This is a genomic window from Rhodopirellula europaea 6C (assembly GCF_000338295.1).
Lineage (GTDB): Bacteria > Planctomycetota > Planctomycetia > Pirellulales > Pirellulaceae > Rhodopirellula > Rhodopirellula europaea.
In genome coordinates this window covers 1-19,991 of sequence record NZ_ANMO01000130.1, presented here as the reverse complement: position 1 = coordinate 19,991, position 19,991 = coordinate 1, and the positions used below count along the sequence as shown (strand labels likewise).

Genomic DNA, 19,991 nt, shown 5'->3' with positions numbered 1-19,991 from the left:
GCAGCATTGATTTCGGACTCGTTCGATCGTACTCCGCGCCGGAGCAAAATATGAACTGGGCACAATATGATTTCAACTACTTCTAATGCGAACGACAGTGCGAACACTGTTCTTGTTCCCATCGACGATCTTCAGGTCGGTGCGATTTGTCGTACACCGATCAATGACGAAATGGGCCGATTGCTACTCGGCACCGGCACCCGCATCACCAATGAAGTGATCGATGGTCTGCGAGAACGCGGCATCGAAGAACTGACCGTCAATGCTGAGGAAGCCGATGTACTGAGCAACCGCGGCAACACTGGTGCGGTCAGGGCAAAGCCAAGAACCACGCGAGAAAAAGAAGCGTCGCATACCACTGGACGCGATCCAACAAAATGGATCAAGGGAGTGCCGTTGAAAGACGCTTTGGTCAATCGTCATCACGAACCCATTGACCTAACACGACGACGGACACTGCAAGGCCATGTCAAAATGGCTCGTAGCAAGTTCGAAGAAATTCGTTTGGCACTGACCGAACGCAAGATGCAAACCGTCGAGGCGTTGTCTGACCTATCGGGCGCATTCGCTTCGGCCATGGTGGACGACCACGATCAAACTGTCGGCGAAGTTGTCGCCTGCAACACCGAAATGTCACTAACCGACCGCAGCGTGAAGCTGGGCGTGTTGGGCATGGCCATCGGAACCGAACTTGATTTGGATGGACCCTCCGTATTGGAAATCGGCATGGCTGGTTTACTGCATGACATTGGTTTGTATTCCATGGATCCCGCCTTCAGCGTCCCTGGGCGAGGTGCGTTTTCAGAAGAAGAAACATGGGAGTATCGCAAACATCCGGTCGTCTCGGCGAACAGTCTTCGTGAAGTTTCTGACATCCCTCATTCAGTCTTGTTGGCAATCGAACAAGTCCACGAACAGTACAACGGTGCTGGTTACCCGTTTGGTTTGGAAGGCAAACGGATTCACATCTACGCTCGCATTCTCAACGTCTGCGATACGTACCTTCGTTTGACACTCGGAACAGGTTTTCGAAAAGCGTTGGTGCCACACGATGCGTTGGGATTCATCCTGCATCAAGCTCGCTATGGAAGCTTTGACCCTCAGGTCATTCATGCCTTGTTACGAACAAAGTCGTTGTTTCCACTGGGCAGCCGAGTCGAACTGACAAACGGCAAATGGGCGGACGTGATCCGCCGACCAGTCGAAGGATATGCGTGCCCCGTGTTGCAACTTTCCGATGGCGAACGTTTCGACATGCAGGAAAACCCCGATGAAGTGGTTCAGCCAACTTGCGACCCTCAACGCAATCAAGGCCGACTTTCAATCGACGCGATGAAAAACATCCGCTGGAATCCGGCTGACGAATTGTTCTTCGACGAAGAATGAACCGTGGATTCGGTCATTCACTTCGTTCGAGTAACCGACCAAATCGAGACCGCCAGCAACATCAACCATCCCGACATCCAAACGATCACCGCACCCCTGTGCCCCCGGGGTTCGTAGATCCAACGAATCGTCCAAGTTCCGGGCGGACACCACACGCCTTGCGCCACACCATCGGCTGAAAACACCGTCAGTGGCACTGGTTCGATCGCGGAATCTTGCGACCGCAATTCCGCTCGCCAGCCACCGTCCTGGTAAACCCGTCGCGACACAAAGGTGTCTTCTGGCCTTCCTTCGGCCATGGCCAACGAGCCAACCGAGATCACGCCGACTTGGTCTCCAGCCTCCGATGCCATCTCGATTCGCTTCGGCCAAGAAATTTCGGCCTCCGTCATAACTTGATCGTGGCGATGATATCGCAGACCACGAGTCGGCCAGCGATGACTCCGCCCTTTCGAAGTTCGCGATCCACCCACGCCTAACCATGACGCCGTTTGTTGCCAATTGATTGGTGTGGACTGCTGGCCGGCCGCGTCCCAAAACTGATCGATCGCCCAAGGCCGGATCGAGACGACGCTGTTGAATACCGCCTCGTCCTCGACCATGTGCCAACGACCATACCAACGTCGGCGATCATGAACTTCCATGTCCAACAATCGTTGCTGGTCTGATGTGGTCGCCCACTTCGCGGGATATTCACCTTCGCCCGCCGTTCGAATCCAACGAGTTGAATCGAGTGCGTTGGATGGGGAATGATCGAGTTCGTGCCAGGCGACACGTTCAGCTTTCCGGTTGATGGTCGGGACCAAATTCCAATGAGCGACCATCAAGTCACACGCGATCAAAGCGACCCATGCCCAAGCCAGTTTCTGCTGATCGACCGGGCGTTTCCACGCGACGCTCATCGCGAGAATGATCGTGACGAGAATCCAAACATGAGCGGTACTGCCCAACCATCTGTACCAAGCGACCTCGGTTTGGAACGGTCCCCACACCACGTCCACCGGGGCTGAACTCATCGATGCCATCGCGAACCAAACGGCGACACTGGCAACCGCTAATCCAAATGTCATCAACAACCAAACCTGGACTGCTCGACGCTTTGTTCGCGGACCGTTCAACGACTCATTCAAATCGGACGATTCGCGAAACCATCCACGAAAGAGATGTTGTCCACCCTGTGCCGCCAACATCGCCAAAGCGAGTGAGACAAAAGGCAACCACTTCGCCGGATACCGAAACGCGTCGTAACCCGGTACCCAATCGATCAGCCACTGATACGGTGCGTGCCATGGTCCGTACCAACCCATCGCGGCCAATCCGGATGCCAGCAGCACGCAACACCACAAACCGGTGCCGCGAATGTGACCGCGGTATCTTCCGACCAAGCCGATCGAGACCAGGACCAACGTCGACATGCCGATGTACAGACTGGGCGTCCATAACGCATCAATGGGACTGACCGTTCCGCCAGCAAACACCGGACGATCCCAACGATGGTTCACCGGCCATGGCGAACCAAACAAGGATGGCATCGCCAACTCCAACCATCGCCACGGAGCGACCGAAAAAGCGAACGATTGCGATGCATCCAGTTTCGACCAAACGCGACCGCTGTGACGGGCCCAATTGATCGAAGCGACAATCTGAGGTGCCGCTAAAGCAGCAGCCATCGCCGCGATGCCCACCATACGAAGCGAACGCGACCAGAAGGATTGCCCTGCATCGCGGTCACGCAATTTTCGAATCACGTCGAAGATCAACCACAGTCCGGCAATGATTCCGACATGAAGTGCGGTCTGAGGATCACCGCCCAAAACCATCAAGGCCAAGGCAAACGACGGAAGCTTCCAACCATGCTCCTTGGCATGAACCAACGGCAGCAGAGCAAACGGCAACCATGCGGCGCCGACCAGAAACGGCGGGTTGGTCGTGAGAAACAACACGCTGCCGGACAACGGGTACACCAGCGAGGCGATGGCGGAGAACGCCGGTTGCGATCCAAGTCGCCGGGCGGCCCAGTAGGCTGCCAAAGATGCCAAGACCAAATGCAGCGTCACATACCAAGCCAATGCCAATGAAGCATCTTCAGGCAACTCGTTGGGCGATGCCAATTCGGTCGGTGAGTGATCGACCAATGACGCGATCAGGTAAACCAAATGCCGAACCGGGTAGTAGACCGCGGTCGTTGTCTCGCCGGCCAACGGCATTCCCGTTTGGTCCAGTGGGTTCCACATCGCGGACCAGAAATACGTCAGCGGTCGCTCAGCACATCGCTCGCCGACGTATTGATACAGCGGCGTGTAGAAATGACTGACGTCGCGAAAAGCGAGACGGTCGCGGCCCGTCCAAACCGTGGCCATCAGAACCACGATGCAAATTGGACCGATGAAAGGCCCGCCCCACTTCATCCACGAAGGATCGGTCGAATCAGCCTGCAGGGATGATGCCACTTCGCGATTGATTGCGGAGGGCTTCGGCACGATTCAGGACATCCTCGGAGGGTTCGATCACTTGAGGCACCAATTCGATATCGATGATCCGCTCGTCGCGAATTTCACCTGGCCAAAGCGTTTCGCTCACAAAGTCCAAAACCGGCAATTGATACCACGGCGGCTTCATTCTCCGTAGCACGACTTCTGTGCGATAGCCCTCGCGTTCTACACGAACCTCACGCGTGCCATAGTAAATGAAATCAGTTGATGCTGGAGAGGTTCCAATCAATTGGTTGTCGATCGAGACCGTTGCGCCCGGAGGGCTGGTCCGCACCGTCATTCGGCGACGCACACAGCCCGAGCAGACGAGAATCAGCAGCGTGATCATCGCCAACATTTTCGCCTGCGAACAGAACGGCTCGATGCGGTTTGCCAAAGCGTGCAACTGAATGGTTTCCAAACTCAAAGAAATGGGAAGCTTTGGAACTATCAATTGCCGTGGCGACTCGGCTAGATCAGTTTTCGGGAATCCAAAGTCGCTGAGTCGTCGCGGCGGTTGCCGTTTGGTCGTTTCGTCGACGGGCTTTGATCCGGACATAAGGCGGGATGAAGCGAGCTCGCTCGGCAAAGCTGCCTGGTTCGGCGTCAGGTTTCGCATGCATTGGTTCGGCCAGCTCCTCGATCACAAATCCGGAGCGGCACATCCCGCCGATCAATTCTTCCCACCGATGCAAGAACTCCACCGCACCGGGTTCTCTCAATCGAGCGGCCACCGGATTCGCGGCGGGCGGAGGCACGGGAGTGTTCGGACCAGACTTGGACGATGAACCGTTGCGGTAGTACGCATGTTCCACCGTGTATCGAGGCGAACCGTTCGCAGCAGCCCGTGGCTGGGTCGACGTTTGCAGGCTCACCGGCGATTTGTGCTGACTGATATAGATACCACCGCCACGAATCACCCGAGCGACTTGGGCGTAAACGACCATCACCGAGGGCACATAACAGGTGCTGACGGGATGGATCACGATGTCAAAACCCCCGGCGGGCAACATCGACAAATCATCCATCGAACCCTCGATCAGTTCGACCTGGTGACCCCGCTGGCGAGCCGCAATGCGGTCCTGTTCCAGCATGGCAGGTGAGAGATCCACCACCGTGACACGGGCTCCAGCAGCCGCGTACAAGCAGCTCTGCCGACCCCCACCCGCGGCGAGACACAAAACTTTTTTCCCAGAAATGTCCCCGCCCAGCCAACCTGCAGCGTCGACCGTCTGCAAAGGATTGGCTAATTCCTCGTCCGAAACGATCTGGCACAGCGGAGATCCGGCGGCCGTCATTCGCTGATAAGCCTTGCGATTGGCACCTAAAATGGTCTCGCGATCGATGGTGGGTACCCCAGACGGAACGTTTTCAAGCTAATTTGGGAACTTTGTGAGTTCATCCGCCATCTGACACCTTGACAACCCGATGCACCGCTCTGGCGGCCGGCTTGTTCACACTGTACCCCTACGCATGGACGCGTCGCGTTGGTTCGATACGTTTCAAACCTCGCTTTCGCTGCAAAAGAACAGCATCATGTCTTTAAAACCCGAACAGATCGATCAGCTGATCAGCGACCATTTGGATGGTCGTTTGAGCGATGATCAATCGCAATGGCTCGCCGAGCAGTTGCGCATGGACGCTGACTTAGCCCAGCGACTCACCGATGCGGAATTCGATCGTCAAATGTTGCGGTCGTTGCACGAAAGCACAAGCACCTCATCGAGCTTGCCATCCGATTTCGCGTCCCGCGTTGTCGCTGCGGCGCAGCAACGAGCCATCGACGATGATTTGTCGTCCGATCACCCGCTGCGAAAACTTCCCGTTTCGGTTCCCGTCGAATCGGTGATTCCTCAATCCAGTCGCAATGGCCGAAGAACTTGGGTGGCTGCGATCGCCGGCTTGGCCGCAGCAGGATTGTTGGTTGCCTCGCTGCAGAACCGTTTGAGCGATACCGATCCGAACACTCCAATTGGTGATCCTTCCACCGTGGTCGCGCAAGCCGATCCGGCCAATGTTGAAGTCGATCCAGTCAATGACTTGGATTCGCGGAGTGCTCCCGCCGTGGATACCATCGCGGCGAATGATAGTTCGACGGACCAATCTGCCGACAATTTGCCCGTTGGCAATATGCTCGCTGAAGACACATCAGCGACCACGAATTCGGTCGCAGACCTGGAGGCATCCACCAACAACGGACCGAACCGTCCCGAGCCAAACTCCATTGCTTCGGCAACGAATACCGAAACAACGCCCAAGCTGAACGCTGCTCCCGTCGACATGTCGGCGACCGTAGCTGCTGGAAATAACAGCAAAGTTCAGTCGCTCTCCGGTGCGGTGTTGATCTACGACGTTCAGCTGAAACCAGAGGTCCGTGATCCTGGTGCCCGTAACCACTTTGCATTGGATAGCGATCCAGTTCGTAAAGCGATGACGACGGCTGGTTTAGCGGCATCGAGCAAACAACTCGTCAGTGAACGTTTGATCGAAGCGACGCGTGAATCCGTCACCCTCGACGAAAATACTCGTTACCAAATCCTGTTGCTACGAGGTCCAGCGAAACAATTGGATCGCTTGTTCCTCGAACTGCTCGCTGACGAAGACTCGATTGAATCCGTCGGTATGTCGATGGCGATGGGCAATGCAGTCTCCGGCATCGCGTGGCAACAAGATGAAGACGTGGCTCCTTCGAGTGCCGTTGCTTATGACTTGAATGCCAAAGACAAGCGTTCTTTGCAACGACTCGGCATGGCACTGAGCAACCGCGACTTCATGCCCGTCGAAGCCGAATCATTCACCAATCGAATTGATTTTGCTCTGGGTACACCCGAAGCCGCCAGCACTGGCAGCGATTTCATCACCGAAGTCCTGGTCATCGTTCGCTGAGACGCTTGGTTTTCAAAGCGGAAACAACGAAACGCCTGCAGGTGCCTGTTTGAGGCGTCAAATTTCTGGCATGAAATGTGCGACCGTGGAAGAGTCTGACGCGTCAATGTCGATGGTTTGATTCATCGAGCGCGTCATTCAATTCTCACGCTCCCACTCAGAGAGGTTCATCATGCCTTGGAAATCATTCGCATTGACCGCCGCTTTCGCTACTTGCTTGACCGCAATCGGATGCGACGAAGCCCAGTACGATATGTCGGTCGACAACTACAACGAAGAAGTGCAAGAAGGCCGAGAAGAGCTCAACGAAGCTCAGGTTGACGGTGCGATCTCGTCCGACGAATTGGAAGAGCTCGAAGATCAGAATGAGGAGATTCGCGAAGCAGCCGGCGAAGTCGCTGAGCAAACCGGTGACTTGATCGAAGCCAAAACGGACTGATTGAGAACCGACCATTGAGTGACTGGTGGATCTTCTGTCCACCAGTCGAAAATCTTTTGGCCGAAACGGCTCAGTTCCCGAGTTGATCGGCCAAGTCATTGGCTTGGTAGATCGAACGCAAGGCTTCGGGAATCGCGACGCCGGACACACTCACCGCTCGGCTCAGGACGTCGGTGTAAAGGTAGTCGCTGGTCAGGCTTTGGATATTTCCATCAAAGATCAGTCCCACCAAGGCTCCATCTCGATCGACCACCGGTGAACCACTGTTTCCACCGATGATGTCAGCGGTGCAGACAAAGTTGAGCTGGGTATCCAAGTCGATCTTGTCTTTCGCGGACATCCAAGATTCAGGAAGGTCAAAATCTTCTTGCCCTTCATGTTCCTTCGCGTGGGTGAACGCACCTGCGAAATTCGTGGTCGGCTCAATCTGTTCGCCGCGTTCTTCGTAACCAGAAACCACACCGAACGCCAAACGTAGTGTGAACGTTGCATCGGGATAGCCTCCGGTGCCTTCGATTACAGTCGTCGCTTCGGTGATCTCCGCGTAAGCCTGCTTTTCACGTTCGCTGAGTTGTTCGTTCATCTTGTCGATTCGACGATACTCAGGTGCGATCACTCGAGCCATTCGGATCATCGGATCTTTCGACGCCAAGACGGCGTCCAACCCACCCTCGATCAACGCCTTGCGCGTCTCAACGTCTTTGATTTTCGTCCCGGACACCAGTTCGCTGGCGACTTGTTTGGGCGAACGTCCCGCCAGGACTTCCTGAACGATCGAGTCGTTCATGCCGCGGCTTTCGAGCAACAAAGCGATCTCGTCGGCCAACTTCACCATTTCCAAATCGTCGTAGATCGGCGCCGGTGAAAGCAATTGAGCCATCAGCGATTCGCGTCCCGAATCGGTGTATCCGGGCAAACGTTCTTCATTGGGTTTGCGATCTTCTTCTGACAAAATCAGAATTCGAAGAGCGAGCTGGAAAAGCTCACTGCGAAGCGATACCGAGTGGTCGAGCAACTCAGCCTTTTCCTTCTGCACTTCCGCGACTTCTTTCCAAGCGTCCGCCAGCCCCGAATGCTCCGGCGACTTCGAAAGTGCAGTCAGCAGACGATCCTGGCGCCCTCTTTTGGACACAAACGTTTGCGGGTCCTGAAGTCCAGCCAACATGCCTGAGTAAGCCTTGCGAGCGTTTTGGATTCCAAACAACTCGTCGCGTCCACGGCGAGCCGCTTCTTTGCCTTCCAAGCGATATTGCTGTAGCAGCACCTCTTTGCGACGAAGCAAATCCAACACATGAGGCAATCGTTTGTCGCGAAGGTACTCCAGCGCCTCGACAGTAAAGATCCGCTGCGTGCGACCAGGATGACCGCTGACAAAGACCAAGTCTCCATCCTTGGCAGGTTGATCGTTCCATTTCAGGAAATGTTCCAGCTTGGCAGGTTCGCCATCCTCGTAGACACGCATCAACGTCGCGTCGAGGTTGTAGCGAGGGTATTCAAAGTTGTCCGCGTCGCCACCGAAGAATGCGGCAGCGGTCTCGGGAGCCCATACCAATCGCACATCGGTGTATTTCTTGTAGCGATACAGGTGATACTTCGCTCCACCAAACAGTGTCACCACATCGCTTCGCAAACCGGTTTCATCGAGCGATTCTTTCTCGATCGTCGCGATCACGGCCTGCCGTTGTTTGGCGGCTTCCTCGGCGTCCGCGGCTTCGGTGATCTGCTCGTTGACTCGATCGGTCACGTCTTCGATCGAGATCAGTTGATTCAGTTCTAGATCAGGTGCCTTGAGTTCCTCGTCAAAGCTTTTCGCCAAGAACCCATCGTCGATCAGATTGCGTTCTTTGGAACTGAGTTTGGCCAACGTGTCGCTGGCGACATGGTGGTTGGTCAGCACCAAACCGTTGGAGGACACAAACGATCCGGAACCACCGGAGTTAAACCGAACCGAAGAGAGCTGCAGATGCTTCAGCCATTCTTCGGACGGTTCGAACTGATGTCGGTCTCGCAGCAATTCGCGAGGAACATCGTTGAACAAATACATGCCTTCATCAGCATGCGAATTGCTGGACAGACCAGCCAAAGCGAAAACCATGCAACTTCCCGACAAGAACCAACGGCGCACGTGTGCAAACATGATGGATAAACCAGAAACACGAAGGGACAGAATCCTGAATCTCCAGTTCAGCCGTTGCGACGGTCGCATGCAACCGGTCGTCGGGCCTGATCAAGCCGCGTCGGTCAGATCACTGTGACAGAGGCTGCGATAGAATGAATTGCTAGCAAGCAATTGGTGATGCGTTCCCACATCGGCAACTTGTCCAAGATCCAAAACCGCGACTCGATCGGCCATCGCGAGCGTGCTGGCTCGGTGGGTGATCATGATTCCCGTGCGATCTTCCAGGAACGTTTCCAAGGCGCGGTGAATCAGCTGTTCACTTTCGATATCGATTTGACTGGTCGCTTCATCCAGAATCAGGATGTCGGGATCCCGCAAGAAAGCTCGTGCGAGTGCGATTCGTTGCATCTGTCCGCCGGACAATCGAACGCCACCGGATCCGAGCAGCGTTTGATAGCCGTCGGGTGTTTTCCGGCGAATGAAGTCATCTGCGAAAGCCAGCTTGGCGGCGCGAACGACGTCGTGAGCATCGGCGCTGGGACTGCCGTAGCGAATATTGTTTTCGATCGTGTCATCGAACAGCACCGTCCGTTGATTGACCAATGCAATGCGTCGCCGCAGATCACGCGTGGGCAGACGATTGATCGCCACATCGTCAAAGCAGACTTCGCCCTGGTGTGGATCGTCGAAACGACACAACAAGTTGATCAAGGTGCTTTTGCCGCAACCGTTGGGACCGATCAACGCGATCGTCTCGCCATGTTGAATGGTGAGATCAATACCACGCAGCACCATCGGTCCGGAGGGATACTGGAAGTGGACACCCTTGAACTCGATCGATCGATGAGGACGATCTAGGTGAACCGGGTTGGTTGGCTCGGTCACTCGAATCGGTTCGTCGATGATTTCGTAAACGCGATTCGATGCGGCGATACCACGCTGAAGCGACGTCCAAACATCGGACAACTTGCGAGCTGGATCAGATGCACCAATCAACAAACCAAAGAACAACAGGACTTGGCCAACATCCAGCGGACGTGCGCTCATGCGAATGCCCAGCAAGTGAGTTTGTTGGTTGATCACCAAATAACCACCCGCCAAGATTGCCAGTCCGACCATCGTCAGACCTAGCAATTCGCTGCTGCTGCGAGCGAGTGTGTTGTACAAAGCCACCTTCATCGAGCGGCGAAAATAGGCCTGCACGCGAGCGCGAAAACGGGCTCGTTCGTAGGCTTGTGTGTTGAATGATTTGACGACGTGAATACCACCGAAGGCGTCATTGAGCATTCCATAAAGGCTGCTCATCTCTTCCATCGCTCGGCGGCTGGCACGACGAATCGCTCGGCTGAGGTGTTGCATCACAAACGCCATCAGTGGCGAAACGATCATCACCAACAACAACAAACGCCAGCAAACCGTCGCGGCTCCAAACAAACAAACCGCCATCTTCAGAGGTTCGCGAATCAGTCGCCCGAGCAGCGTGCTGACTCCAACGGCGATGTGAGCGACATCGTTGGTGAGCCGACTGGTCAGATTGGCAGAGCCGTTTTGGCCAAAGTGATCGAGGTCCAAGTGCAAGGATTTGCGAAAGTACTTTTCTCGCAGTTCCATCACCGTGCCTTCGGCGACGTATTGAACGAGCATCAGGTTGATGGTCAGGGCGACCAACTTGATCGCGGTCCCACCAACCAACATCACGACGATGAATACCAAAGTCGGAAACGCACCTCGTGGAGCCGATTGGTCAATCCAAGGCTGGGCCCAAGACAACCACTCCGCAGATTTCTTGGTCGCAGTTTGTGCCAACTCGGCGGAGGAAATTTCAAACGTCGTTGTATTGATTTCTTGTTGCAACGCAGCCTGGGTGTCGGCGTCGGTTGCTGTCTTCGCTCGTTGTTGAAGCTCGTCGAGCTCGTCATTCAGCTGAATGAGTTCGACGCGTTGTTCTTCGACCGTGACGCGTGCCTCGGCCAGTCGTTCATCGACATATGACGGCAGATCGTCTCCTTTGAAAACGACCTCCACCATCGGGTACAGCGTGCCGATGTTCGCGCCCCACAAAGCAGCAATCACCAACGACGACAACAAGATGCCCAGCAAGGACATACGACGTCGCAGCGATAATCGCAGAACTCGGCGAAAACTCTTCATGGAAGTAAATCAAGCGAGCGGAAAATGGGTCTTCTGGACTCACGGCAGCAAACGATTGACGGCTACCAAAGATCGCTTGTACCAAGCCGCTCGATTTTCTCGCCAGGGTGATTCGCCTCTTGTGATTGGCGGTTTGAGTTTGGTAGCGGATACCGTCGAAGGTTTCTCGCTAGAGCCAGCCAATTCGGCTCTGTGATAAGCGGACATGTCCGTCCCCGCCCATCGGTCCCTCCAACACCTGCCATCTCATGTTGAACCACCCGATTCGCCGACTGCTTGGCGGGAATTTTCATGCTTCGAACCAATCGCTCCGTGGGGAACAAGCCTCGGCATGGCTCGCAACGCCGAAAACCCTGCTCCTGGCAGGAATGTTCGCGTTGATGGCGAATTCGGCTCGGGCACAGCTGCCTCAGCCAGTTCAGTTGCCTCTTCAGAGCGGCGAAACCATTGTGTCTTCCGAGACTTACGTCGATGGAGCTCCTCACCAAGAAGTTGGTTTGGCGGACTATTGGGACGGAGTGCCTGGTTTCAATCCGCCGGCCCAGGTTCCTCACGTGATCATCCAGGCCCCCGCGGCACCGAAAAACGCTCGAAACCACGGTTCCGTGCCAGCAAATGGCTACGCCCCGAATCGATCTTCCGGTCACTCACAACACGGGCACCAACAATCCGCCGGATCCGTGCACCCTCACCTGCAGCACGCTCACCAAAAAGCCAAAGCAACGATGGCTCCTTTGACCCATCCTCCCGGAGTCGAAAACGATCCCGGTGCGAAGGGCCCGGGTCGACTGGGCGTCGGTGAACACTGGGTCAAAAATCCTCAGACGCGCCCAACCATTCCCGCCGCCACCGTCCAACCTCGCTGGAAAACGCCCTATTCGTATGGCTATTTTGGTGCCGAAGGAAAACGACATTGGTCCCGGCAACACGGTTACCAAGACCGTTCTTTGCAGTGGTCGCTGCGATAACGCGCTGCAAAATCAACGATCGAGATCTACACTGGGTGGCTCGAGGATGGAAGGTTCTGATTCTGAACCCGCCGCTTCGTCTCGACGTCCTCCAAAAAAACACCCACTCGATCGACCTCCATGACATCTGATCCATCGCAGTCACGTCCATCCGCACCCTCTGCTGGCGGTCCTCCTCCAGGAGTCGGCCGGCCCGGGCATGCTCCTTTGCCCGAACCAAGTGTCGTTCCAGAAGAAGGTTGGCACTGCGGCCACTACTTCTATCGATTCCGTCGTGAAATGTTTGATGGATCGATTGCACCAAATCATCGCGAACAATTCCTCGCGGCCCTGAACCCCACCGGCGATGCGGTTCCCGAACGCTTGGCGTCGTATTGGATCAGCGGCCACGATTGCGACTTCGGCATCATGGTGATGGATCCCGATCCCGCCAAAGTCGATGGCATCCACCAAGCGATCATGGCACCGGGAATTGGTCGGTTGATTGAACCCGCGTGGTCGTTCGTCTCCGTCAGCGAAGTGAGCGAATACGTTCCTTCGATCGAAGAGTATCGTCAACGATTGATCAAAGAAGGCAACACGCCAGACTCACCCGAGTTGGCCGCGAAAGTGGCTGCCTACGAACGACGTTTGCCGATGATGAATCGCAATCGCTTGCAACCTGAGATTCCTGATTGGCCGTCGGCGTGTTTCTATCCGATGAACAAGAGCCGAGTGCCGGGTGCCAACTGGTTCATGGAACCATTCAGTGCTCGTAACCAAATGATGGCCGAACACGCCCAAAGCGGAATGGCTTTCGCGGGCAAGGTCAGCCAGTTGATCTCAGTCGGCGTTGGACTGGATGATTGGGAATGGATGGTGACCTTGTGGGGTCGCAACCCTCAGTATCTCAAAGACATCGTCTACAAGATGCGATTCGATCAAGCGAGCGCGAAGTACGCCGAGTTCGGGCCCTTCTACGTCGGCTACAAAGCGGATGCCGACGCGATTTTGGACCATTGCCGTTTGCTGTGATTCAGAAAATCAGAAACCGTCATTGAGGCCCCATTCTCCAACGAGATGCGTGAGCATTCCGGTGGATGGATCAGCTTGATTTCACAGGACCAACGTATTGGTCCAGGTACGATCGCGTGTGATCAAGCACGGATTCGTAGCTGAGCGGTTCGACGTCTTCGCCGATCAACTCCACTTCGATCGGTCCGGAGTATCCCAGTTCCAAGACTCGGTGAACCAGCGACTGAATCGGCACGCAGCCTTCACCCAGAAGGCAACGATTCATCTCGCCGAGTGGACTGTGTCGACCGTCGCCCAACTGCATCAAATGCATGAAAGGAACGACGTGCGGCAACATATCGAGCACTCGGTCATCCATGCCGACGTGATAGGTATCCAGCACGATTCCTAGGTTGGGACTGTCGACCATATCGAGAATCTCGAGGGTCGATTCCAAATCATTGACGAAGGACCATTCCATGCCACATCCGGCGTGAATCGGTTCCAAAGAAAGCTTCACGCCAAACTCCTCGGCGATGATCGCGAGGTGAGACAAGGCATCGCAAAGCGTCCGGCGAGCATGCTTGCGAATGTGATTGTTGCGACCACCAGCCAACACGATCAGCGTTTCGGCTCGCAATTCCGCGGCGTCACGAACGGCGCTCATCGCATCGCGAACGGCGTCGTCAAATCCTCGACCATCGCTGCCGGTGAATCCACCGACCCAACTGAGCGAAGTGACTCGCAAGTTCGTTTCGGCCAGCAACTCCACGGCTCGATCGATTCCCAGGTCATCAAGCTTCGGTCGAAACAAGCCAATGCCTTCGAAACCTCGGTCGGAATACGCTTGAGCGTCTTGCTCGAATTCCCATCGAAGAGTCGACAATTGGTTGATCGCCAAGGTGTTCATAGACGGTGGGAAAAGAGAGGATCGAACTCGCCCGCTGGAGCTCCAACGCAGCCGCGGGGATCGGAGTATGCCGACGCGTGGTCGCAGTGTAAAGATTCGTTTGGGCCTCTGCTGGCTTCCCCCAACAATTGAGTGGATCGTTATGTTATTGCTTGCAAAAGAAAAGATTTGCTAGCAAATCAACGATTCATCCGGTCGTCTGTTTTGACTTCTCGAGTCCACTGTCCCCGCCTCACTGCCATTTCGATTGGTTCCCCTCATGGTCGCTTTTTGCCGTTACGTTGATTCTTCCGGTGCCACACGTTTGGCGATTCGAAAAGAACCTGAAACCCAACTGGCTCCGCGTCCCAAGGTTTGTCCCATTGGCGATTTGATGGGTGCGGGGGTCGAACAAAAATGGTTGCAAGGCAACACCCTTTTTTCGCTCGGCAAATCAGACTTCGATCAACTCCCCACGCCCACCGAATCGCAGTGGACCGATGCTCCTGAGCAATTGCTTCCGCCGGTTGCCTGCCCTGAAAAAATTCTTTGCATCGGTTTGAACTATCTCGATCACGCGATTGAAACGGGAGCCGAGAAACCATCGCTGCCGGTCGTGTTCAGCAAATTCAATTCAGCACTGGTCGGACACGGACAAGACATCGTGCTGCCCAAGATCAGCGACAAAGTTGACTACGAAGCCGAATTGGTCGTGGTCATCGGGAAAACCACGCGTCACGTGGATGCCAGCGAAGCGATGGACGCGGTCTTTGGATACGCGGTCGGCCACGACGTATCTTCGCGAGATTGGCAAAAGGGGCGTCCCGGCGGGCAATGGTTGGTGGGGAAATCATTTGACACGTTTGCTCCACTCGGCCCCGCCGTCGTCACCGCCGACGAGATCTCTGATCCAGGCGATCTCCCGATTCGCTTGCACATCAATGGTGAAACACTGCAGGAGAGCAAAACGGATCAACTGATCTTCGACATCCCCGCGTTGATCACACACCTATCGAAATTCATGACGCTGAAGCCCGGCGACCTGATTTTCACGGGAACTCCATCAGGAGTGGGTGATGCACGAACACCGCAACGATATCTGGCCCCCGGTGATCGCTGCGTGGTCGAAATCGACGGCATCGGTCGCCTGGAAAACACCTGCCAAGCTGAAGCCTGATATTGAAGGACCGAGAGTTTTCTACACCTTCCCTCTGGAAGGGTCGGCCCGCTTCGGTACGGGGAGGGTTAGGCGCTGGATCCGATGCTCGACCATCCCGGAGGCCGTGCAGTTTTACTTCACCTTCCCTTTGGGAAGGTGATTGGTTTTGGTAACCCCCACGCGTCAGTTTTGAAGATGCGCTTTTTCCTCTAATGGCCAACGGCCTCGTTCAACATAGCCAGGGGCATCGCCCCTGGAGCAGAAAAACACGGCCCCATTTTGGCCAACGGCCAAATTCAATTCAAAACGTGTGGGTTGATGTTGGCCGTTGGCCAACCAGTCCTCTTGGTTCTCAATCCCAGGGGCGATGCCCCTGGCTTCGATGAGGATGGCCGTTGGCCAACAAAACCGAATGCAAAAGCGCAACTTCAAAACGCGTCAGCGAGGGAACGCACTTGACTCAATCCTCGCTGACGCATCGGATTTCCATGAGAGGCAACATCCACACGCCGGGAAAGGTTGTGTGCAAGATCCCATGCCCGGCACTCACCCTCGCGTACGCCTGAACGGCGTCGCTCACCCTCTCCCCCAACTTCGGTCCGGGAGAGCTACGCCATGTGGAAATCTGCTGAAAAGTGGTATCGGAAAACTGCACCGCCTGGCTCGACCTCCCCGTCGGGTTTTCGACGATAAATGATTTGTATTTAACGACTTACGACTCGTACCGCCTCGGGACTCCGGGTCAAACTGCCTCCAGGAGGCGGCCTCCGGGGACCAAGCACCCTGCACTGAACCACTCGCAGAACCCCCTGAACTGGGGTCGTGCATGAATGCAGCACCGTCGCCGCCCAAACTAAATAACCACCCAAGTGGGCTGCCACTACATCAACAAACCCTTCTTCAGGAGGGTTCAAACGACTTTTCTCCTCAACCACGGTTGCAACAACCGTTAGAACGAGCATAATTATTGCAACTGATTCGCAATATCAGCATCGACGACGCAGCAAGCGACGAGCTTTTTCGCTCTCTAGCCAGCCACGCTCGATCCGTCCCGCACCCGGGACGTTTCCCGTTCCGTGACTTTCTGGCTGGAGAAAACCATGCCTATTTCTGCGCGCTTCCGCGCCCGTACTTCCGCGTTTGCATCCCCTTCCACTGATCTTGGCGGATCAGTCCCAACAATCTCGCCCGCCCAAAGCTCGCGGCGACGAGCATTCACGTTGGTCGAACTTTTGGTGGTCATCGCCATCATCGGTGTGTTGGTCGGATTGTTGTTGCCCGCCGTTCAATCGGCCCGTGCCGCCGCTCGTCGGATGAGCTGCAGTAACAATCTCAAGCAGATTGGATTGGCGCTGCACAACTACCACGGCACTTTCAAAAAGTTCCCCGAAGGTTCGCGGCTGAGCAACTTCCTTGGACCATTGACTGCCGCCCTGCCGTTTCTGGAAGAAGCCAACACGTATCAGCAATTTGACTTCAGCCGTTCGTATTCCGATCCCATCAACCAAGAAGTCGCCGCACAAACGATCGCGACGTACCTGTGCCCATCGATGGTCCTGCCTCGAAGCGTTCCGGACAGAGACCTGAACGAGACCGGTGGACCGTCTAGCTATCTCGCGTGCGAAGGCACCGCCGCTTACATGCCCAAAGCCGATGGGATGTTTGGTTTGAACTGGACCGCCTACGGATACGACAACCCAGCCACCGGTTTTCGCGACTTAATCGATGGCAGCAGCAACACGATCGCGTACGGCGAAACGACCTATGACATGGCCGACTATTTGTGGACCAGCCCGGCCAGTGTTGCAGGAACGGTGAAGTGGGGAACGGCCCGTTGGGTGCTTGGCTACCCGAAGGTTTCGCTCGGGACCAGCCAAAAGGAACTCAACGTTCACAACGCCGCCAACAATGGCGGATTCCAAAGCATGCACAAAGGCGGTGTCTACTTTTTGTTCGGAGACGGCAGTGTTCGATTCACGTCGGAATCTCTCGATCGCGAATTGCTGAACGCGTTGGCCACCCGCAACGGTCGTGAAGTTGTTGAGGCAGCTCCATGATCATGCTTCACGCTGATGTTTCCAAGTCGATTCGAACAATCACGAGTGGACTGAAAACACCGTGGTCGTTCAGCGTTGCATTGATCGTGATTCTTTCGGCTGGATGTTCTCAGGCACCTGAATCAGAACACGTGGCCGTCGCAGGCGAAGTCACACTCGGCGGCAAACCGCTGCCCAGTGCGATGATCCGGTTCACGCCCGTCAAAACCGAACCGGGGCTTCACGACAGCGTTACCATGATTTCAGAGGGACGCTTTGCTTTCGATTCGACCAACGGTCCCTCGCCGGGTGAACATCACGTGATTGTCACTCCCTTGGAACCTGAAATGAACGAAGCGTTGGCTGCCATGCAGAACGGTGATCGAGATCCACTGAACGCTCGAACCATTCCGGCTCGCTATCGAAGCACCGGTCAACTGAGAGCAACGATTAACGCAGCCAACGTTCAACCGTTGACGTTCGAACTGACCAAACGTTGAAAACGTGAACAACGACGCGTGCCGATTTCGGCCGCGTCATCCACGCCAACTGTCGAGTCGCCCTACCGAGCGACTCTTTCCCAGACAAATCAAATCCCTCCGTAGCAATTCATCATCATGAAAATTTCTAAGAGACGACAACTGCTCGCTTTGGCTCTGTTCATTGGCGGAACCTCTTCTGCCTCAGCTCACTTCCCTTGGCTCGCCTCCGATTCCGACGGGCACGCGGTCATGTGGTTCGGTGAATCAACCGACGATCGCACTTACCCCATGCCCGAAGCGGTTCAGCAAATTCAGTTGCACAGCACCAACGCATCGGCGGCTGGCAAAACGATTGACATGAAACCGGTCGAAACAAAGGACTTGGTTGGCATCCAGAGTCCGCAACCGATTCCGGAAGGAGACGAGATCGCTGGCTCGGTCACCTACGGTCTGTACCACGGAATGAAGCTGACCTACCACGTCGAACACTTGCCACAGGATGACGCGAAAGCTTGGCCCAGCGATCCTCGGCCCGGGGCTGCTTTGCAAACCGTGATCACATCGGCAAAGAATGGCGACATCGAAGTTCAGTTGTTGCGTAACGGGCAACCTCTGCCCGAAACGGAAGTCAAATTATTCTGCGAAGACGGCCACGAAGCCGGAACGGAAACGACCAACAGCAACGGCCGCGTGTCGTTTTCGTCGGACATCATCGAGCCCGGACTCAACTCGGTCATGGCTGGCATCACCGACAAGAACGCCAAAGGGGAACTCGGCGGCGAAGCGTACTCCAGCACCGCCGACTACCTGACCGCATCGTTCCGAATCTCATCGGACGCAGCTCAGCCCAAAAAGCAAACCGAGTCTCCGAAGGTGATCGCCGACAGCGACGTGTCGATCCAACCATCTGGTCTCGCCGATCTGCCTGAGGAGCTGACCAGTTTTGGTGCCGCCTTCGTCGACGGAACCATCTACGCCTACGGCGGACACACCGGCAGCGCTCACTCCTATTCGACCGAAGAACAATCCAACCGACTATGGGCGTTGGACACCACCGACCCCGACGCGAAATGGGAAACGGTTGCGACCGGTCCGCGTTTGCAAGGTTTGGCTTTGGTCGCACATGGCGACCGACTGATTCGGATCGGTGGCTTCGCGGCCGTCAACGACATCGGTGAAGAGCACGACCTGCGATCGCAACCCGCCGTCGCCAGCTTTGATCCCAAGACAAAATCCTGGACCGATCTTCCCGCTCTGCCCGAAGGTCGTTCCTCATTGGACGCGGCGGTCCTCGGTGACACCGTTTATGTCTTCGGTGGATGGAGACTGAACGGCGAAAGCGAAGACAGCACTTGGCATCAAACCGCATGGTCGCTGGACCTGGCCGACCCCGATTCGGGATGGCAATCCGTCGCCACGCCGCCCTTCCAACGACGTGCGATCAGCGTCGCCGCTCACGACGGCAAACTGTTCGTGGTTGGTGGCATGCGATCCGAAGGTGGCCCGACCACCCGAGTCGATGTCTACGACCCGTCGGCCAAAACCTGGGCACTCGGCCCCGCCCTTCCCGGATCCGGAATGGCCGGATTTGGATCCTCCGCTTTCGCCGCTGGCGGTCGTCTGTACGTCACCACCTTGGACGGATTTGTTCACCGATTGGCAGCCGATGGAGAGGCCTGGGAAACGGTCGCCCAAGTCGAACCGGCCCGGTTCTTTCACCGCATGCTGCCAACCGCAGACGACCGTTTGGTGATGCTCGGTGGAGCCAACATGCAGGAGGGTAAATTCACCTCCATCGACGCCATTCAAATCGGCGATTCGAAGTGACCTGAGCGACCAACGATCGGCTCAAACACCTCCGCCATCCCAGTTCTCAACCGAGGTCGTGCAGTTTTCAAGAGCCGTGCTCGCGAGGTTGAAATCACCCTCCTGAACGCAGTTGGGGAGGGTCGGGATTCGAGCGTTCAGCGAGAATTCCGGGGAGGGCAGTGCACGCCGTTTCCCATGCTCGG

Annotated in this window: 16 protein-coding genes; 10 read left to right on the top strand and 6 right to left on the bottom strand. The window is 55.8% G+C overall.

Translation table 11 applies throughout. The features are described from left to right. Nucleotides 1-171 precede the first annotated feature (171 nt). Nucleotides 172-1,386 carry an HD-GYP domain-containing protein gene (locus tag RE6C_RS14590; RefSeq protein ID WP_236618220.1) on the top strand — a complete coding sequence of 405 codons (1,215 nt, stop codon included), beginning with the start codon at nt 172-174 and terminating at the stop codon, nt 1,384-1,386. A 17-nt stretch (nt 1,387-1,403) separates the two neighbouring features. Here the strand turns inward: RE6C_RS14590 and RE6C_RS14585 are convergent, their stop codons facing one another. The 3 genes from RE6C_RS14585 to RE6C_RS14575 all read right to left on the bottom strand — a co-directional run bounded on the left by RE6C_RS14585 (nt 1,404) and on the right by RE6C_RS14575 (nt 5,155). Beyond that, nucleotides 1,404-3,836, bottom strand: coding sequence for a glycosyltransferase family protein (locus RE6C_RS14585; protein WP_008657704.1), 2,433 nt, complete (start codon nt 3,834-3,836; stop codon nt 1,404-1,406). Beyond that, on the bottom strand, nt 3,814-4,263 hold the full coding sequence (locus RE6C_RS14580) for a PEGA domain-containing protein (protein ID WP_236615868.1): 450 nt from the start codon (nt 4,261-4,263) through the stop codon (nt 3,814-3,816). The genes RE6C_RS14585 and RE6C_RS14580 overlap by 23 nt, the downstream gene beginning before the upstream one ends. 70 nt (nt 4,264-4,333) lie before the next feature. Next, complete coding sequence (locus RE6C_RS14575) at nt 4,334-5,155, bottom strand: class I SAM-dependent methyltransferase (protein ID WP_008668594.1); 822 nt, start codon at nt 5,153-5,155, stop codon at nt 4,334-4,336. A gap of 238 nt (nt 5,156-5,393) precedes the next feature. On the opposite strand from RE6C_RS14575, the gene RE6C_RS14570 reads away from it, so the two are divergent. Beyond that, on the top strand, nt 5,394-6,743 hold the full coding sequence (locus tag RE6C_RS14570) for an anti-sigma factor (protein ID WP_236618219.1): 1,350 nt from the start codon (nt 5,394-5,396) through the stop codon (nt 6,741-6,743). A gap of 172 nt (nt 6,744-6,915) precedes the next feature. Further along, complete coding sequence (locus tag RE6C_RS14565; protein ID WP_008657700.1) at nt 6,916-7,182, top strand: hypothetical protein; 267 nt, start codon at nt 6,916-6,918, stop codon at nt 7,180-7,182. Between the two features lie 70 nt (nt 7,183-7,252). Here RE6C_RS14565 and RE6C_RS14560 read toward each other — a convergent pair whose 3' ends face one another. Continuing rightward, on the bottom strand, nt 7,253-9,319 hold the full coding sequence (locus tag RE6C_RS14560; protein ID WP_236618218.1) for a S46 family peptidase: 2,067 nt from the start codon (nt 9,317-9,319) through the stop codon (nt 7,253-7,255). A gap of 90 nt (nt 9,320-9,409) precedes the next feature. Then, a complete protein-coding gene (locus RE6C_RS14555) occupies nt 9,410-11,452 on the bottom strand; it encodes an ABC transporter ATP-binding protein (RefSeq protein ID WP_008657697.1) in 2,043 nt (680 codons plus the stop codon). Here RE6C_RS14555 and RE6C_RS14550 point away from each other — a divergent pair. The 3 genes from RE6C_RS14550 to hemQ all read left to right on the top strand — a co-directional run bounded on the left by RE6C_RS14550 (nt 11,451) and on the right by hemQ (nt 13,434). Continuing rightward, nucleotides 11,451-11,648 carry a hypothetical protein gene (locus RE6C_RS14550; RefSeq protein WP_008657698.1) on the top strand — a complete coding sequence of 66 codons (198 nt, stop codon included), beginning with the start codon at nt 11,451-11,453 and terminating at the stop codon, nt 11,646-11,648. The genes RE6C_RS14555 and RE6C_RS14550 overlap by 2 nt on opposite strands. A gap of 52 nt (nt 11,649-11,700) precedes the next feature. Next, nucleotides 11,701-12,420: a hypothetical protein gene (locus tag RE6C_RS14545; protein ID WP_008657696.1), complete on the top strand. Its 720-nt coding sequence runs from the start codon at nt 11,701-11,703 to the stop codon at nt 12,418-12,420. Between the two features lie 120 nt (nt 12,421-12,540). Next, entirely contained in the window at nt 12,541-13,434 is an 894-nt protein-coding gene (gene hemQ / locus RE6C_RS14540) for a hydrogen peroxide-dependent heme synthase (RefSeq protein ID WP_008657695.1), read from the top strand. Between the two features lie 70 nt (nt 13,435-13,504). Here the strand turns inward: hemQ and RE6C_RS14535 are convergent, their stop codons facing one another. Further along, on the bottom strand, nt 13,505-14,323 hold the full coding sequence (locus tag RE6C_RS14535; protein WP_008657694.1) for a sugar phosphate isomerase/epimerase family protein: 819 nt from the start codon (nt 14,321-14,323) through the stop codon (nt 13,505-13,507). Between the two features lie 259 nt (nt 14,324-14,582). On the opposite strand from RE6C_RS14535, the gene RE6C_RS14530 reads away from it, so the two are divergent. The 4 genes from RE6C_RS14530 to RE6C_RS14510 all read left to right on the top strand — a co-directional run bounded on the left by RE6C_RS14530 (nt 14,583) and on the right by RE6C_RS14510 (nt 19,806). Further along, nucleotides 14,583-15,479, top strand: a complete 897-nt coding sequence (locus RE6C_RS14530) for a fumarylacetoacetate hydrolase family protein (RefSeq protein WP_008657693.1) — start codon at nt 14,583-14,585, stop codon at nt 15,477-15,479. 1,058 nt (nt 15,480-16,537) lie between these two features. Then, nucleotides 16,538-17,518 (top strand): DUF1559 domain-containing protein, encoded by a 981-nt coding sequence (locus RE6C_RS14520; protein WP_008657691.1) that lies wholly within the window; start codon nt 16,538-16,540, stop codon nt 17,516-17,518. Further along, entirely contained in the window at nt 17,515-17,997 is a 483-nt protein-coding gene (locus RE6C_RS14515) for a hypothetical protein (RefSeq protein WP_008657690.1), read from the top strand. Before RE6C_RS14520 ends, RE6C_RS14515 begins: the two co-directional genes overlap by 4 nt. Before the next feature lie 117 nt (nt 17,998-18,114). Continuing rightward, the gene (locus tag RE6C_RS14510) at nt 18,115-19,806 is read left to right on the top strand and encodes a Kelch repeat-containing protein (RefSeq protein ID WP_008657689.1); all 1,692 of its coding nucleotides are present in this window, start codon (nt 18,115-18,117) and stop codon (nt 19,804-19,806) included. Nucleotides 19,807-19,991: the final 185 nt, after the last annotated feature.